The 14,605-nt window shown below is 58.3% G+C and carries 25 protein-coding genes; all 25 read left to right on the plus strand.

Annotation, left to right across the window (positions count from 1 at the left end; translation table 11 throughout):
- Nucleotides 1-66: 66 nt before the first annotated feature.
- The 25 genes from rpsG (at nucleotide 67) to secY (ending at nucleotide 14,599) form a co-directional block, all read left to right on the plus strand.
- Nucleotides 67-537: a 30S ribosomal protein S7 gene (rpsG, locus tag TQ98_RS02185; RefSeq protein ID WP_016490528.1), complete on the plus strand. Its 471-nt coding sequence runs from the start codon at nucleotides 67-69 to the stop codon at nucleotides 535-537.
- 18 nt (nucleotides 538-555) lie between these two features.
- Nucleotides 556-2,685, plus strand: coding sequence for an elongation factor G (gene fusA, locus TQ98_RS02190; protein WP_044870882.1), 2,130 nt, complete (start codon nucleotides 556-558; stop codon nucleotides 2,683-2,685).
- A gap of 30 nt (nucleotides 2,686-2,715) precedes the next feature.
- On the plus strand, nucleotides 2,716-3,909 hold the full coding sequence (tuf, locus tag TQ98_RS02195; RefSeq protein ID WP_103102850.1) for an elongation factor Tu: 1,194 nt from the start codon (nucleotides 2,716-2,718) through the stop codon (nucleotides 3,907-3,909).
- A gap of 156 nt (nucleotides 3,910-4,065) precedes the next feature.
- On the plus strand, nucleotides 4,066-4,377 hold the full coding sequence (rpsJ, locus tag TQ98_RS02200) for a 30S ribosomal protein S10 (RefSeq protein WP_003243886.1): 312 nt from the start codon (nucleotides 4,066-4,068) through the stop codon (nucleotides 4,375-4,377).
- An 84-nt stretch (nucleotides 4,378-4,461) separates the two neighbouring features.
- The gene (gene rplC, locus TQ98_RS02205) at nucleotides 4,462-5,097 is read left to right on the plus strand and encodes a 50S ribosomal protein L3 (RefSeq protein ID WP_044870897.1); all 636 of its coding nucleotides are present in this window, start codon (nucleotides 4,462-4,464) and stop codon (nucleotides 5,095-5,097) included.
- Between the two features lie 14 nt (nucleotides 5,098-5,111).
- Nucleotides 5,112-5,714 carry a 50S ribosomal protein L4 gene (gene rplD, locus TQ98_RS02210; RefSeq protein WP_044870896.1) on the plus strand — a complete coding sequence of 201 codons (603 nt, stop codon included), beginning with the start codon at nucleotides 5,112-5,114 and terminating at the stop codon, nucleotides 5,712-5,714.
- Nucleotides 5,711-6,010: a 50S ribosomal protein L23 gene (gene rplW / locus TQ98_RS02215; protein ID WP_044870895.1), complete on the plus strand. Its 300-nt coding sequence runs from the start codon at nucleotides 5,711-5,713 to the stop codon at nucleotides 6,008-6,010. The genes rplD and rplW overlap by 4 nt, the downstream gene beginning before the upstream one ends.
- 11 nt (nucleotides 6,011-6,021) lie before the next feature.
- Nucleotides 6,022-6,843 (plus strand): 50S ribosomal protein L2, encoded by an 822-nt coding sequence (gene rplB, locus TQ98_RS02220; RefSeq protein WP_044870894.1) that lies wholly within the window; start codon nucleotides 6,022-6,024, stop codon nucleotides 6,841-6,843.
- Nucleotides 6,844-6,857: 14 nt separating this feature from the next.
- Complete coding sequence (gene rpsS / locus TQ98_RS02225; RefSeq protein WP_027590504.1) at nucleotides 6,858-7,133, plus strand: 30S ribosomal protein S19; 276 nt, start codon at nucleotides 6,858-6,860, stop codon at nucleotides 7,131-7,133.
- An 11-nt stretch (nucleotides 7,134-7,144) separates the two neighbouring features.
- Nucleotides 7,145-7,477 carry a 50S ribosomal protein L22 gene (gene rplV / locus TQ98_RS02230; RefSeq protein ID WP_007161246.1) on the plus strand — a complete coding sequence of 111 codons (333 nt, stop codon included), beginning with the start codon at nucleotides 7,145-7,147 and terminating at the stop codon, nucleotides 7,475-7,477.
- A 13-nt stretch (nucleotides 7,478-7,490) separates the two neighbouring features.
- On the plus strand, nucleotides 7,491-8,177 hold the full coding sequence (gene rpsC / locus TQ98_RS02235; protein WP_044870893.1) for a 30S ribosomal protein S3: 687 nt from the start codon (nucleotides 7,491-7,493) through the stop codon (nucleotides 8,175-8,177).
- A gap of 12 nt (nucleotides 8,178-8,189) precedes the next feature.
- Complete coding sequence (rplP, locus tag TQ98_RS02240; protein WP_003448731.1) at nucleotides 8,190-8,603, plus strand: 50S ribosomal protein L16; 414 nt, start codon at nucleotides 8,190-8,192, stop codon at nucleotides 8,601-8,603.
- The gene (rpmC, locus tag TQ98_RS02245) at nucleotides 8,603-8,794 is read left to right on the plus strand and encodes a 50S ribosomal protein L29 (RefSeq protein WP_016490538.1); all 192 of its coding nucleotides are present in this window, start codon (nucleotides 8,603-8,605) and stop codon (nucleotides 8,792-8,794) included. The genes rplP and rpmC overlap by 1 nt, the downstream gene beginning before the upstream one ends.
- A 2-nt stretch (nucleotides 8,795-8,796) precedes the next feature.
- Nucleotides 8,797-9,063 carry a 30S ribosomal protein S17 gene (rpsQ, locus tag TQ98_RS02250; protein ID WP_044870892.1) on the plus strand — a complete coding sequence of 89 codons (267 nt, stop codon included), beginning with the start codon at nucleotides 8,797-8,799 and terminating at the stop codon, nucleotides 9,061-9,063.
- Between the two features lie 22 nt (nucleotides 9,064-9,085).
- Nucleotides 9,086-9,454: a 50S ribosomal protein L14 gene (rplN, locus tag TQ98_RS02255; protein WP_003448734.1), complete on the plus strand. Its 369-nt coding sequence runs from the start codon at nucleotides 9,086-9,088 to the stop codon at nucleotides 9,452-9,454.
- A 12-nt stretch (nucleotides 9,455-9,466) separates the two neighbouring features.
- The gene (rplX, locus tag TQ98_RS02260; protein WP_044870891.1) at nucleotides 9,467-9,781 is read left to right on the plus strand and encodes a 50S ribosomal protein L24; all 315 of its coding nucleotides are present in this window, start codon (nucleotides 9,467-9,469) and stop codon (nucleotides 9,779-9,781) included.
- A gap of 20 nt (nucleotides 9,782-9,801) precedes the next feature.
- Nucleotides 9,802-10,341 (plus strand): 50S ribosomal protein L5, encoded by a 540-nt coding sequence (rplE, locus tag TQ98_RS02265; RefSeq protein WP_103102852.1) that lies wholly within the window; start codon nucleotides 9,802-9,804, stop codon nucleotides 10,339-10,341.
- Nucleotides 10,342-10,354: 13 nt separating this feature from the next.
- Nucleotides 10,355-10,660, plus strand: coding sequence for a 30S ribosomal protein S14 (rpsN, locus tag TQ98_RS02270; protein WP_044872687.1), 306 nt, complete (start codon nucleotides 10,355-10,357; stop codon nucleotides 10,658-10,660).
- Between the two features lie 189 nt (nucleotides 10,661-10,849).
- Nucleotides 10,850-11,242 carry a 30S ribosomal protein S8 gene (gene rpsH, locus TQ98_RS02275; protein WP_044872686.1) on the plus strand — a complete coding sequence of 131 codons (393 nt, stop codon included), beginning with the start codon at nucleotides 10,850-10,852 and terminating at the stop codon, nucleotides 11,240-11,242.
- 12 nt (nucleotides 11,243-11,254) lie between these two features.
- Nucleotides 11,255-11,788 (plus strand): 50S ribosomal protein L6, encoded by a 534-nt coding sequence (rplF, locus tag TQ98_RS02280; protein WP_044872685.1) that lies wholly within the window; start codon nucleotides 11,255-11,257, stop codon nucleotides 11,786-11,788.
- 10 nt (nucleotides 11,789-11,798) lie between these two features.
- The gene (rplR, locus tag TQ98_RS02285) at nucleotides 11,799-12,149 is read left to right on the plus strand and encodes a 50S ribosomal protein L18 (protein ID WP_044872684.1); all 351 of its coding nucleotides are present in this window, start codon (nucleotides 11,799-11,801) and stop codon (nucleotides 12,147-12,149) included.
- A 3-nt stretch (nucleotides 12,150-12,152) separates the two neighbouring features.
- Nucleotides 12,153-12,653: a 30S ribosomal protein S5 gene (gene rpsE, locus TQ98_RS02290; protein WP_003448746.1), complete on the plus strand. Its 501-nt coding sequence runs from the start codon at nucleotides 12,153-12,155 to the stop codon at nucleotides 12,651-12,653.
- A 2-nt stretch (nucleotides 12,654-12,655) separates the two neighbouring features.
- Nucleotides 12,656-12,832 (plus strand): 50S ribosomal protein L30, encoded by a 177-nt coding sequence (rpmD, locus tag TQ98_RS02295; RefSeq protein ID WP_016490545.1) that lies wholly within the window; start codon nucleotides 12,656-12,658, stop codon nucleotides 12,830-12,832.
- A gap of 3 nt (nucleotides 12,833-12,835) precedes the next feature.
- Nucleotides 12,836-13,270 (plus strand): 50S ribosomal protein L15, encoded by a 435-nt coding sequence (gene rplO / locus TQ98_RS02300; protein ID WP_016490546.1) that lies wholly within the window; start codon nucleotides 12,836-12,838, stop codon nucleotides 13,268-13,270.
- On the plus strand, nucleotides 13,271-14,599 hold the full coding sequence (gene secY / locus TQ98_RS02305) for a preprotein translocase subunit SecY (protein ID WP_044872683.1): 1,329 nt from the start codon (nucleotides 13,271-13,273) through the stop codon (nucleotides 14,597-14,599).
- Nucleotides 14,600-14,605: the final 6 nt, after the last annotated feature.

Below are 14,605 nucleotides of genomic sequence, written 5' to 3' on the forward strand. Positions count from 1 at the left end.
TAAGGTCGGGCGTAACCAAATGGTTATGGTCCCGGGCTAACCTGAAGACCGTTTGAGGGCTTATCAATGCCAAGACGTCGTGTAGCAGCAAAGCGTGAGATTCTGGACGATCCGAAATACGGAAGCCTGATTCTCGCCAAGTTCATGAACCACGTGATGGAAAGCGGCAAGAAGGCTGTAGCCGAGCGCATCGTTTACGGTGCCCTGGATACCGTCAAAGCACGCAAGAACAGCGATCCCCTGGAAATCTTCGAGAAAGCTCTCGACGCCATCGCTCCGCTGGTCGAAGTCAAGTCCCGCCGTGTAGGCGGTGCCACTTACCAGGTTCCGGTCGAAGTTCGTCCGTCCCGTCGTAATGCGCTGGCCATGCGCTGGCTGGTTGAGTCCGCGCGCAAGCGTGGCGAGAAATCCATGGCCCTGCGTCTCGCAGGCGAGCTGCTGGATGCCTTCGATGGCAAAGGCGCTGCTGTCAAGAAGCGTGAAGACGTGCACCGCATGGCAGAGGCCAACAAGGCCTTCTCGCATTATCGCTTCTAATCTAGCGAGGATTTTTTCGTGGCTCGTACAACCCCTATCAACCGCTACCGTAACATCGGTATCTGCGCCCACGTAGATGCCGGTAAGACCACTACTACGGAGCGGATCCTGTTCTACACAGGTCTCAGCCACAAGATGGGTGAGGTGCACGACGGCGCCGCCACTACCGACTGGATGGTGCAGGAGCAGGAGCGTGGTATCACCATTACCTCCGCTGCCGTGACCACCTTCTGGCAGGGTTCCCGTGGCCAGTACGACAAGTACCGCGTCAACGTAATCGACACCCCCGGCCACGTAGACTTCACCATCGAAGTAGAGCGCTCCCTGCGCGTTCTCGACGGTGCTGTCGTTGTGTTCTGCGGTACCTCCGGCGTTGAGCCTCAGTCTGAAACCGTATGGCGTCAGGCCAACAAGTACGGCGTTCCGCGCGTCGTCTACGTGAACAAGATGGACCGTGCTGGTGCCAACTTCCTTCGCGTGGTCGGCCAGATCAAGCAGCGCCTGGGCCACACCCCGGTTCCGGTGCAGCTGCCGATCGGTGCTGAAGACGACTTCGAAGGCCAGATCGACCTGATCAAGATGAAGGCGATCTACTGGAACGAAGACGACAAGGGCACTACCTACCGCGAGGAGGATATCCCTGCCGAGCTCCAGAGCCTGGCCGAAGAGTGGCGCAACAACATGGTTGAAGCTGCCGCCGAAGCCAGCGAAGAGCTGATGAACAAGTACCTGGAAGAGGGTGAGCTGACTGCCGAGGAAATCAAGGCTGGTCTGCGTGCTCGTACCTTGGCCAGCGAAATCGTTCCGGCCGTTTGCGGTTCCTCCTTCAAGAACAAGGGCGTGCCCCTGGTTCTCGACGCCGTGATCGACTTCCTGCCGGCTCCGACCGAGATCCCGCCGATTCAGGGTGTCCACCCGGACAGCACTGAGGAGAACGAGATCCAGGACGAGCGTCGCGCTGATGATGCTGAGCCCTTCTCGGCTCTGGCGTTCAAGATTGCGACCGACCCCTTCGTGGGCACCCTGACCTTTGCTCGTGTTTACTCCGGTGTTCTGACCTCTGGCGACTCCGTGTTGAACTCGGTGAAGGGCAAGAAAGAGCGCGTTGGTCGTATGGTGCAGATGCACGCTAACCAGCGTGACGAGATCAAGGAAGTTCGCGCTGGCGACATCGCGGCCCTGATCGGCATGAAGGACGTCACCACTGGTGACACCCTGTGCGACATCGAGAAGCCTATCGTTCTCGAGCGTATGGACTTCCCGGAGCCTGTGATCTCGGTTGCTGTTGAGCCGAAGACCAAGGCCGACCAGGAGAAGATGGGTATTGCTCTGGGCAAGCTGGCCCAGGAAGACCCGTCCTTCCGCGTCAAGACCGACGAAGAGACTGGCCAGACCATCATCTCCGGTATGGGTGAGCTGCACCTGGATATCATCGTCGACCGCATGAAGCGCGAGTTCGGCGTTGAGGCCAACATCGGCAAGCCGCAGGTTTCCTATCGCGAGACCATTTCCAAGGACAACGTCGAGATCGAAGGCAAGTTCGTTCGTCAGTCCGGTGGTCGTGGTCAGTTCGGTCACTGCTGGATCCGCTTCTCGTCTGCTGATGTGGACGAAAAAGGCAACATCGCCGAAGGCCTGGTGTTCACCAACGAAGTCGTGGGTGGTGTGGTTCCGAAGGAATACATCCCGGCGATCCAGAAGGGTATCGAAGAGCAGATGAAGAACGGCGTCGTTGCCGGCTATCCGCTCATCGGCCTGAAGGCTACCGTGTTCGATGGTTCCTACCACGACGTCGACTCCAACGAGATGGCGTTCAAGATCGCTGCCTCCATGGCGACCAAGCAGCTGGCCCAGAAGGGCGGCGGTAAAGTGCTTGAGCCGATCATGAAGGTAGAGGTGGTGACCCCCGAGGACTACATGGGTGACGTGATGGGTGACCTGAACCGTCGTCGTGGTCTGATTCAGGGGATGGAAGACTCGGTTTCCGGTAAGGTTATTCGTGCCGAGGTTCCGCTGGGTGAGATGTTCGGTTATGCGACCGACGTTCGTTCCATGTCCCAGGGTCGCGCGAGCTACTCCATGGAATTCTCCAAATACGCCGAAGCTCCGTCGAACATCGTCGAAGCACTGGTTAAAAAACAAGGTTGATTCAGCCCTTTAAGTAAGAGGTTTACTGTCGTGGCTAAGGAAAAATTTGAACGTAACAAACCGCACGTCAACGTCGGCACCATTGGTCACGTTGACCATGGCAAGACCACTCTGACTGCTGCTCTGACCAAGGTCTGCTCCGAGACCTGGGGCGGTTCCGCTCGTGCGTTCGACCAGATCGACAACGCGCCGGAAGAGAAGGCTCGCGGTATCACCATCAACACCTCCCACGTTGAGTACGATTCCGCCATTCGTCACTACGCTCACGTTGACTGCCCCGGTCACGCTGACTACGTGAAGAACATGATCACCGGTGCTGCCCAGATGGACGGCGCGATCCTGGTTTGCTCCGCTGCTGACGGTCCCATGCCGCAGACCCGCGAGCACATCCTGCTGTCCCGTCAGGTAGGCGTTCCCTACATCGTCGTGTTCCTGAACAAGGCCGACATGGTTGACGACGCCGAGCTGCTGGAACTGGTCGAAATGGAAGTTCGCGACCTGCTGAACACCTACGACTTCCCGGGCGACGACACTCCGATCGTGGTCGGTTCCGCTCTGATGGCTCTGGAAGGCAAGGACGACAACGAAATCGGCGTTTCCGCCGTTCGTAAGCTGGTAGAGACCCTGGACTCCTACATTCCGGAGCCGGTGCGTGCCATCGACCAGCCGTTCCTGATGCCGATCGAAGACGTGTTCTCCATCTCCGGTCGCGGCACCGTGGTAACCGGTCGTGTTGAGCGCGGCATCGTCAAGGTGGGCGAGGAAATCGAAATCGTCGGTATCCGTCCGACCACCAAGACCACCTGCACCGGCGTTGAAATGTTCCGCAAGCTGCTCGACGAAGGTCGTGCTGGTGAGAACGTTGGCGCCCTGCTGCGCGGCACCAAGCGTGACGACGTAGAGCGTGGTCAGGTTCTGGCCAAGCCGGGCACCATCAAGCCGCACACCAAGTTCGAGTGCGAAGTGTACGTGCTGTCCAAGGAAGAAGGTGGTCGTCACACCCCGTTCTTCAAGGGCTACCGTCCGCAGTTCTACTTCCGTACCACCGACGTAACCGGTAACTGCGAACTGCCGGAAGGCGTTGAGATGGTAATGCCGGGCGACAACATCAAGATGGTTGTCACCCTGATCGCTCCGATCGCCATGGAAGACGGCCTGCGCTTCGCGATCCGCGAAGGCGGTCGTACCGTTGGTGCCGGCGTGGTTGCCAAGATCATCGAGTAATCGAAGATCTCGCTAAAAAGAAAGGGCCCTTCGGGGCCCTTTTCTTTTGATTGGTCAAAAGTTGACACCCTGTTGGCGCATCCGTACAATCACGCCTCCTTTTAACGGGCGTAGTCCGTCCGTTGGGGGCAAGCAGAGATAGAGTCTGAGGTCAAAATGCAAAACCAACAAATCCGTATTCGGTTGAAGGCTTTTGACCATCGCCTGATCGATCAATCCACCCAGGAAATCGTGGAAACCGCGAAACGTACTGGTGCTCAGGTGCGTGGTCCTATTCCTCTGCCTACTCGTAAGGAGCGGTACACCGTTCTGATCTCCCCGCACGTCAACAAAGACGCGCGTGATCAGTACGAAATCCGCACTCATAAGCGTGTTCTGGACATCGTCCAGCCGACGGATAAAACCGTTGATGCGCTGATGAAGCTCGACCTTGCGGCAGGCGTGGAAGTGCAGATCAGCCTCGGCTAAAAACCTTCGGTTTTTAGTCGTGTAACGCTCTGAAATGGGCGGCCATAGCGGGTGAAAGCCCCGTACACTCATGAGGTTTACAACATGACTATTGGTGTAGTCGGTCGTAAATGCGGCATGACCCGCATTTTCACCGAAGAAGGTGTCTCCATTCCGGTTACGGTCATTGAGATCGAGCCGAATCGTGTGACCCAGTTCAAAAGCGAAGAAAGCGATGGCTATCGCGCCGTGCAGGTAACTGTCGGTGAGCGTCGTGCCTCTCGCGTGACCAAGGCGCAAGCCGGTCACTTTGCCAAGGCAAGCGTGGCTGCTGGTCGCGGTGTCTGGGAATTCCGTCTTGAAGAAGGCGAGTACCAGGCCGGTGATCAGATCACTGCCGAGCTGTTCCAGGCGGGCCAACTGGTAGACGTTACCGGTCAGTCCAAGGGTAAAGGCTATGCCGGTACCATCAAGCGCTGGAACTTCCGCGGTCAGGATAACACCCACGGTAACTCCGTTTCCCACCGCGCTCCGGGTTCTATTGGCCAGTGCCAGACTCCTGGTCGTGTCTTCAAGGGCAAGAAGATGTCCGGTCACCTCGGTGCCGAGCGTGTGACTGTTCAGTCCCTGGAAGTTGTGCGTGTCGATGCAGAACGCAATCTGCTGCTGGTGAAAGGTGCCGTTCCCGGCGCTACCGGTGGTGATGTGGTTGTGCGTCCGGCAGCCAAGGCTCGCGGTTAAGAGGGGAAGCTGAGATGCAATTGAATGTAAATGGCGCTCAGGCTATCGAAGTCTCCGAGCGTACCTTTGGCGGTGAGTTCAACGAGACCCTGGTTCACCAGGCTGTTGTCGCCTACATGGCCGGTGGCCGTCAGGGCACTCGCGCGCAGAAGACCCGTTCCGAAGTTTCCGGCGGTGGCAAGAAGCCGTGGCGTCAGAAGGGCACCGGTCGTGCTCGTGCTGGCACCATTCGCAGCCCCATCTGGCGCTCCGGTGGTACCACCTTCGCTGCCAAGCCTCAGGATCACTCCCAGAAGCTCAATAAGAAGATGTACCGCGCTGCCCTGCGCTCCATCCTCGCCGAGCTGGTTCGTCAGGACCGTCTGGTGGTGGTTGAGGACTTCGCCGTTGAAGCCCCGAAAACCAAGGCTCTGCTGGGCAAGCTGGAAGGTCTGGGCCTGACCGACGTGCTGATCGTTTCCGATGCCGTTGATCAGAATCTGTATCTGGCCGCTCGCAACCTGCCGCACGTTGACGTTCGTGACGTACAGGGTTCCGACCCCGTCAGCCTGATCGCCTACGACAAGGTGCTGATCACCGTCTCCGCCGTGAAGAAATTCGAGGAGCTGCTGGCATGAACCAGGAACGCGTATTTAAGGTGCTGGTTGGCCCGCACATCTCCGAGAAAGCCACCATGCTGGCAGACAGCAAGGGTCAGTTCGTTTTCAAGGTTGCCACCGATGCAACCAAGCTGGAAATCAAGAAGGCCGTAGAAAGCCTGTTCAGCGTGAAAGTCGCTCGCGTCACCACCCTCAATGTGAAGGGCAAGACCAAGCGTACCGTTCGCGGTCTGGGCAAGCGTAACGACTGGAAAAAAGCGTACATCGCTCTCCAGCCGGGCCAAGATCTCGATTTCGCCAGCAGCGCTGAGTAAAGGGGTGCATCATGGCAATCGTTAAATGCAAACCGACCTCCGCTGGCCGCCGTTTCGTGGTCAAGGTGGTCAACCAGGAGCTGCACAAAGGCGCTCCTTACGCCCCGCTGGTCGAGAAAAAATCGAAGAGCGGTGGTCGTAACAACAACGGCCGCATCACCACTCGCCACATTGGCGGTGGTCACAAGCAGCACTACCGTCTGGTCGACTTCCGTCGCAACAAGGATGGCATCCCTGCCACCGTTGAGCGCATCGAATACGATCCGAACCGTACTGCTCACATCGCTCTGCTGAAGTACGCCGATGGCGAGCGTCGCTACATCATCGCGCCGAAAGGCGTGAGCGCTGGCGACCAGCTGATCTCGGGCGTCAACGCACCGATCAAGGCCGGTAACACCCTGCCGCTGCGCAACATCCCGGTTGGTAGCACCGTTCACGGCATCGAACTCAAGCCCGGCAAAGGCGCGCAAATCGCCCGTTCCGCTGGTGCTTCCGTTCAGCTGGTAGCTCGTGAAGGCGCCTACGTGACCCTGCGTCTGCGTTCCGGCGAAATGCGCAAAGTCCTGGCTGAGTGCCGTGCGACCCTGGGCGAAGTCTCGAACTCCGAGCACAGCCTGCGTTCGCTGGGTAAAGCTGGTGCCAAGCGCTGGCGTGGTGTTCGCCCGACCGTTCGCGGCGTGGCGATGAACCCGGTAGACCACCCGCATGGTGGTGGTGAAGGTCGTACCTCTGGTGGCCGTCATCCGGTGTCCCCGTGGGGCTTCCCGACCAAGGGTGCGAAGACCCGGTCGAACAAGCGCACCGACAACATGATCGTCCGTCGCCGTAAATAACTGAGGATACGACAGTGCCGCGTTCTCTGAAAAAAGGTCCTTTTATCGATCTTCACCTACTGAAGAAGGTCGAAGTGGCGGTGGAAAAAAACGATCGCAAGCCGGTTAAAACCTGGTCGCGTCGCTCCATCGTACTGCCGCAAATGGTTGGTCTGACCATCGCGGTTCACAACGGTCGTCAACATGTCCCGGTCCTCGTGAACGAAGACATGGTCGGCCACAAACTCGGCGAGTTCGCAGCCACCCGCACCTATCGCGGTCATGCTGCGGACAAGAAAGCCAAGCGTTAAGGGGTAAGGAAATGGAAGTAGCCGCTAAGCTGTCGGGCGCTCGAATCTCCGCCCAGAAAGCCCGCTTGGTCGCCGACCAGATCCGCGGGAAGAAGGTGGGCGAAGCGCTCAACCTGCTGACTTTCAGCAGCAAGAAAGCCGCTGAAATCATGAAGAAAGTGCTGGAGTCGGCCGTGGCCAACGCCGAGCACAACGAAGGCGCCGATGTGGACGATCTGAAAGTCTCCACCGTCTTCGTCAACGAAGGGCGTTCGCTGAAGCGCATCATGCCGCGCGCCAAGGGCCGTGCTGATCGCATCGTCAAGCGGTCTTGCCATATCACTGTCAAGGTTGCGGACAAGTAACGGAGTCGATCAGATGGGTCAGAAAGTACATCCCACTGGCATTCGCCTGGGCATCGTCAAGGAGCACACCTCCGTTTGGTACGCAGATAAGCGCACTTATGCCGACTATCTGCTGGCCGACCTGCAGGTTCGTGAGTACCTCCAAGACAAACTAAAAAGCGCGTCCGTAAGCCGTATCGATATCCATCGTCCGGCTCAAACCGCACGCATCACCATCCACACCGCTCGTCCCGGCATCGTGATCGGCAAGAAAGGTGAAGATGTTGAGAAGCTGCGTCAGGACCTGACCAAGCAAATGGGTGTGCCGGTGCACATCAATATCGAAGAGATCCGCAAGCCGGAACTCGACGGTATGCTGGTTGCGCAGAGCGTAGCTCAGCAGCTGGAGCGTCGCGTGATGTTCCGTCGCGCCATGAAGCGCGCTGTACAGAACGCCATGCGCATTGGTGCCAAGGGCATCAAGATCCAGGTTAGTGGTCGTCTCGGCGGCGCGGAAATCGCCCGTACCGAGTGGTATCGCGAAGGTCGTGTGCCTCTGCACACCCTGCGTGCCGATATCGACTACGCAACCTATGAAGCGCACACCACTTACGGTGTGATCGGTGTGAAGGTTTGGATCTTCAAGGGTGAGGTCATTGGTGGCCGCCAGGAAGAGCTGAAGCCCGTAGCGCCTGCTCCTCGTAAAAAAGCTGCTAAGTAAGGGGTACGCCAAATGCTGCAACCAAAGCGTACGAAGTTCCGCAAGCAGATGACTGGCCACAACCGTGGTCTGGCTCATCGCGGTAGCAAGGTCAGCTTCGGCGAGTTCGCGCTGAAGGCTACTGGCCGTGGTCGTCTCACTGCCCGCCAGATCGAGGCTGCACGTCGTGCCCTCACCCGTCACGTGAAGCGTGGTGGCAAGATCTGGATCCGTGTGTTCCCTGACAAGCCCGTTACCAAGAAGCCCCTGGAAGTACGTATGGGTAAAGGTAAGGGTGGCGTCGAGTACTGGGTAGCCCAGATTCAACCGGGCAAGGTCCTGTACGAGATCGAGGGTGTTTCCGAAGAGCTGGCGCGTGAGGCATTCGCCCTGGCTGCTGCAAAGCTGCCGCTCGCCACCTCCTTTGTTAAGCGGACGGTGATGTGATGAAAGCGAATGAACTTCGTGAAAAATCCGTACAGCAGCTGAACGAGCAACTGCTCGGCCTGCTGCGCGACCAGTTCAATCTGCGCATGCAGAAGGCAACTGGCCAGTTGGGGCAGTCTCACCTGCTCTCGCAAGTGAAGCGCGACATCGCTCGCGTGAAAACTGTGCTCAACCAGCAAGCAGGTAAGTAATCATGGCTGAAGCTCAGAAAACCGTCCGCACGCTGACCGGCCGCGTCGTCAGCGACAAGATGGACAAGACCATCACCGTTCTGATCGAGCGCCGCGTAAAGCACCCGATCTACGGTAAATACGTGAAGCGTTCGACCAAGCTGCACGCTCACGACGAAACCAACCAGTGCCGCATCGGCGACAAGGTCACCATTCGTGAGACCCGTCCGCTGGCCAAGACCAAGTCCTGGTCCCTGGTGGAAATCGTCGAACGTGCCGTGGAAGTCTAAGGACTAAGGGTCGGAGAAAGATATGATTCAGACTCAATCCATGCTCGACGTCGCTGACAACAGCGGTGCTCGTCGCGTTATGTGCATCAAGGTCCTTGGTGGTTCGCACCGTCGCTACGCCGGTATCGGCGACATCATCAAAGTGACCGTGAAAGAAGCGATTCCGCGCGGCAAGGTGAAGAAAGGCCAGGTAATGACCGCTGTTGTGGTCCGTACCAAGCATGGCGTTCGTCGCCCTGACGGCTCGATCATCCGCTTCGACGGCAACGCCGCCGTCCTGCTGAACAACAAGCAGGAGCCGATCGGCACCCGTATCTTCGGGCCCGTGACCCGTGAACTGCGTTCCGAGAAGTTCATGAAGATCGTCTCGCTCGCCCCCGAAGTGCTGTAAGGAGAAGCCGTCATGCAAAAGATTCGTCGTGACGACGAGATCATCGTCATCGCCGGCAAGGACAAGGGCAAGCGTGGCAAGGTGCTGAAGGTTCTCGCCGACAGCCGTGTGCTGGTCAGCGGTGTAAACCTGATCAAGCGCCACACCAAGCCCAACCCCATGGCCGGTATCCAGGGCGGTATCGTCGAGCGGGAGGCGCCCCTGCACCTCTCCAACGTTGCCATCTTCAATGGCGAAACCAACAAGGCTGACCGCGTTGGTTTCAAGGTTGAAGACGGTAAAAAAATTCGTGTCTTCAAGTCGACCCAAAAGCCGGTTGATGCTTGAGAACTGCTAGGTAGATAACCATGGCACGACTGAAAGAGATTTACCGGAACGAAATCGCTCCCAAGCTGAAGGAACAACTTCAGCTTGCCAACGTGATGGAAATTCCGCGCATCACCAAGATCACCCTGAACATGGGTCTGGGCGAAGCCATCGGTGACAAGAAAGTCATCGAGAACGCTGTAGCCGACCTGGAAAAGATCACCGGCCAGAAAGCTGTCGTGACCTACGCCCGCAAGTCCATTGCAGGCTTCAAGGTTCGCGAGGGCTGGCCGATCGGCGTCAAGGTCACCCTGCGCCGTGATCGCATGTACGAGTTCCTGGATCGTCTGCTGTCCATCTCCCTGCCGCGCGTGCGCGACTTCCGCGGCCTGAATGCCAAGTCCTTCGACGGTCGTGGCAACTACAGCATGGGTGTGAAAGAGCAGATCATCTTCCCGGAAATCGATTACGACAAAATCGATGCGCTGCGCGGTCTGGACATCACCCTGACCACCACCGCCCGTACGGATGATGAAGGTCGTGCCCTGCTGCGCGCCTTCAACTTCCCGTTCCGCAACTGATTGGAGTAGGAACATGGCCAAGCAAAGCATGAAGAACCGTGAGCTGAAGCGTCAGCAAACGGTTGCCAAGTACGCCAAGAAGCGTGCTGAGCTGAAAGCTATCATCGCCAACCCGAACTCCACTCCGGAAGCTCGCTGGGAAGCCCAGGTAGCCCTGCAGAAGCAGCCCCGTGACGCCAGCGCTTCGCGCCTGCGTAACCGCTGCCGCATCACCGGTCGTCCGCACGGCGTTTACCGCAAGTTCGGCCTCGGCCGTAACAAGCTGCGTGAAGCCGCCATGCGTGGTGATGTGCCCGGCCTGGTGAAAGCCAGCTGGTAATGATCGTTGATCGAGTCGGCTCGTCCGGCTCGATCCAGGTCATCAGAATCAAGCCCCTTTTGGGGCTTGATTCGTTTCTGGAGTATCTCTAGAATGTCCGGCTCGCCGAGTCTGGCCTCAGTCCGTCCAGTGCTCGCGTGTGACTCTAGCCGCAAGGCTATTTCTTTTTGTATCAGGAGCATCTAGCCCATGAGTATGCAGGACCCGTTAGCGGACATGCTAACTCGTATCCGTAATGCCCAGATGGCTGAAAAGTCTGTCGTAAGCATGCCGTCCTCCAAGCTGAAGGTGGCAGTAGCCAACGTTCTGAAGAACGAAGGTTACATCACGGGATACCAAGTCAGCAGCGACATCAAGCCTCTGCTGTCCATCGAGCTGAAGTACTTCGAAGGCCGTCCGGTCATCGAAGAGCTGAAGCGCGTAAGTCGTCCTGGCCTGCGCCAGTACAAGTCCGTCGATCAGCTGCCGAAAGTACGTGGCGGCCTGGGCGTGTCGATCGTTTCCACCAACAAGGGTGTGATGACTGATCGTGCTGCTCGCGCTGCTGGTGTTGGCGGCGAAGTGCTTTGCACTGTGTTCTAAGGGGGTTGAAGCATGTCTCGCGTTGCTAAGAACCCCGTCAAGCTGCCCGCTGGCGTTGAAGTCAAGATCGCCGGCCAGCAGCTTTCGGTGAAGGGTGCCAAGGGCGCTCTGGAACTGAAAGTGCATCCGTCCGTGGAAGTCCTGCAGGAGTCCGGTGAGCTGCGTTTCGCTGCTCGCAATGGCGACCAGCAGAACAAGGCCATGGCCGGTACCACCCGTGCGTTGGTTAACAACATGGTGATCGGCGTCAGCCAGGGCTTCGAGCGCAAGCTCCAGCTGGTGGGCGTTGGTTACAAAGCTCAGGCCAAAGGTCAAACGCTGTCCCTGGCTCTCGGCTTCTCGCATCCGGTGGATTACGAACTGCCGCAAGGCATCACCGCTGAAACCCCCAGCCAGACCGATATCCTGATCAAGGGCATCGACAAGCAGCTGGTCGGTCAAGTGGCCGCTGAGATCCGCGACTTCCGTCCGCCGGAGCCTTACAAAGGCAAGGGTGTACGTTACGCCGACGAAGTCGTCCGTCGTAAAGAAGCTAAGAAGAAGTAGGGCATAGCAAATGAGCGTAAAGAAAGAAACTCGTCTGCGTCGCGCTCGCAAGGCACGCCTGAAAATGCGCGAGCTGGAAGCCGTACGCCTCTGCGTGTACCGCTCTTCCCAGCATATCTACGCCCAGGTCATTTCGGCCGACGGCGCCAAGGTTCTGGCAAGCGCCTCTACCCTGGACAAAGAACTGCGTGACGGCGCCACCGGCAACGTCGACGCGGCCAAGAAGGTTGGTCAGCTGGTTGCCGAGCGCGCGAAAGCCGCTGGCGTCACTCAGGTGGCATTCGATCGTTCTGGCTTCAAGTACCACGGCCGCGTCAAGGCGCTGGCTGATGCTGCTCGTGAAGGCGGGCTGGAGTTCTAAGTTATGGCAAATAACGAGCAAAAGCGCGACGAAGGCTACATCGAGAAGCTGGTCCAGGTTAACCGCGTTGCCAAGACCGTAAAAGGTGGTCGTATCTTCACCTTCACCGCGCTGACTGTAGTTGGCGACGGCAAAGGTCGTGTTGGCTTCGGCCGCGGCAAGTCCCGCGAAGTGCCGGCTGCCATCCAGAAGGCGATGGAAGCTGCCCGCCGCAACATGATCCAGGTTGATCTGGACGGCACCACCCTGCAGTACCCGATCAAGTCCGCCCATGGCGCCTCCAAGGTGTTCATGCAGCCGGCTTCCGAAGGTACCGGTATCATCGCCGGCGGCGCCATGCGTGCCGTTCTGGAAGTGGCCGGTGTGCAGAACGTTCTGGCCAAGTGCTACGGCTCTACCAATCCGGTGAACGTGGTTTACGCCACCTTCAAGGGTCTGAAGAACATGCAGTCCCCTGAGTCCGTTGCGGCCAAGCGTGGTAAGAGCGTCGAGGAGATTCTCTAATCATGGCAACTGTCAAAGTAACGCTGATCAAGAGCGTTAACGGCCGTCTGGCTAACCACAAGGCTTGCGTCAAGGGTCTCGGCCTGCGTCGCATTGGTCACACCGTTGAAGTTCAGGACACCCCTGAAAATCGCGGCATGATCAACAAGGCTTACTACCTTCTGCGTGTCGAGGGTTAATCCATGAAACTGAACGATCTGCGTTCCGCGCCGGGTGCCCGTCGCGAAAAGCACCGTCCGGGCCGTGGCATCGGTAGCGGTTTGGGTAAGACTGGTGGCCGCGGTCACAAAGGTCAGACCTCTCGCTCCGGTGGCACCATTGCTCCGGGCTTTGAAGGCGGTCAGCAGCCGCTGCACCGTCGTCTGCCGAAGTTCGGCTTCGTTTCGCTGAAGGCCATGGATCGCGCTGAAGTGCGCACTTCCGAGCTGGCCAAGGTCGAAGGCGACGTCGTCACTCTGCAGGCGCTGAAGGATGCCAACGTGATTAACCAGAACGTGCAGCGTGTGAAAATCATGCTGTCCGGCGACGTTACTCGCGCGGTCACCCTGAAAGGTATCGCCGCCACCAAAGGTGCGCGTGCGGCTATCGAAGCAGCTGGCGGTAAGTTCGAGGACTAAATGGCTAAGCAAGGTGCTCTCTCCGCGCTCAGCAATGGCGGGTTGTCCGAGCTCTGGGCTCGACTGCGTTTCCTGTTCCTGGCGATCATCGTCTACCGGATCGGCGCGCACATCCCAGTGCCCGGTATCAACCCTGACCGGCTGGCCGACCTGTTCCGGCAGAACGAGGGGACCATTCTTAGCCTGTTCAACATGTTCTCCGGCGGCGCGCTGGAGCGGATGAGCATCTTTGCACTGGGGATCATGCCGTACATCTCGGCATCGATCATCATGCAGCTCATGACCGCGATCAGCCCGCAGCTGGAGCAGTTGAAGAAGGAAGGTGAAGCTGGCCGTCGCAAGATCAGCCAGTACACCCGCTACGGCACCGTAGCCCTGGCATTGGTACAGGCCATCGGCATGTCCGTTGGTCTGGCCAGTCAGGGCGTCGCTTTCTCGACTGATTTCGGCTTCTACTTCGTGGCTGTCACCACCTTCGTGGCTGGTGCGATGTTCATGATGTGGCTGGGCGAGCAGATCACAGAGCGCGGTGTCGGCAACGGCATCTCGATGCTGATTTTTTCTGGCATCGTGGCCGGTCTGCCGAGGGCGATCGGGCAGTCTTTCGAGTCTGCACGTCAGGGCGATATCAACATCTTCGCTCTGGTCGCCATCGGTCTGTTGGCAGTAGCGATCATCGGTTTCGTGGTGTTCATTGAGCGTGGTCAGCGTCGCATTGCGGTGCATTACGCCAAGCGTCAGCAGGGCCGCAAGGTCTTCGCTGCGCAGACCAGCCACCTGCCGTTGAAGGTGAACATGGCCGGCGTTATCCCGGCTATTTTTGCCAGCAGCATCCTGCTGTTCCCGGCCTCTCTGGGCGCCTGGTTCGGCCAGTCCGAAAGCATGGGCTGGCTGCAGGACGTCGCACAGGCTATCGCTCCTGGTCAGCCGTTGAACATTCTGCTGTTTAGTGCAGGGATCGTATTCTTCTGCTTCTTCTACACAGCGCTGATGTTCAATCCGAAAGACGTGGCGGAGAACCTGAAGAAGTCCGGTGCCTTTATTCCGGGTATCCGTCCGGGTGAGCAGTCGGCACGCTATATCGATGGCGTACTGACCCGCTTGACCATGTTCGGTGCTCTGTACATGACGGCTGTTTGCCTGCTGCCCCAGTTCCTGGTGGTTGCAGCGAATGTACCGTTCTACCTTGGCGGGACCTCGTTGCTGATCGTGGTAGTGGTTGTGATGGACTTTATGGCCCAAGTACAATCCCACCTCGTTTCGCACCAGTACGAATCCCTGATGAAGAAAGCCAACCTGAAGGGCTACGGCAGCGGAATGCTCCGCTGACCGGTT

It is taken from the genome of Pseudomonas sp. LFM046 (assembly GCF_000949385.2).
GTDB lineage: Bacteria > Pseudomonadota > Gammaproteobacteria > Pseudomonadales > Pseudomonadaceae > Metapseudomonas.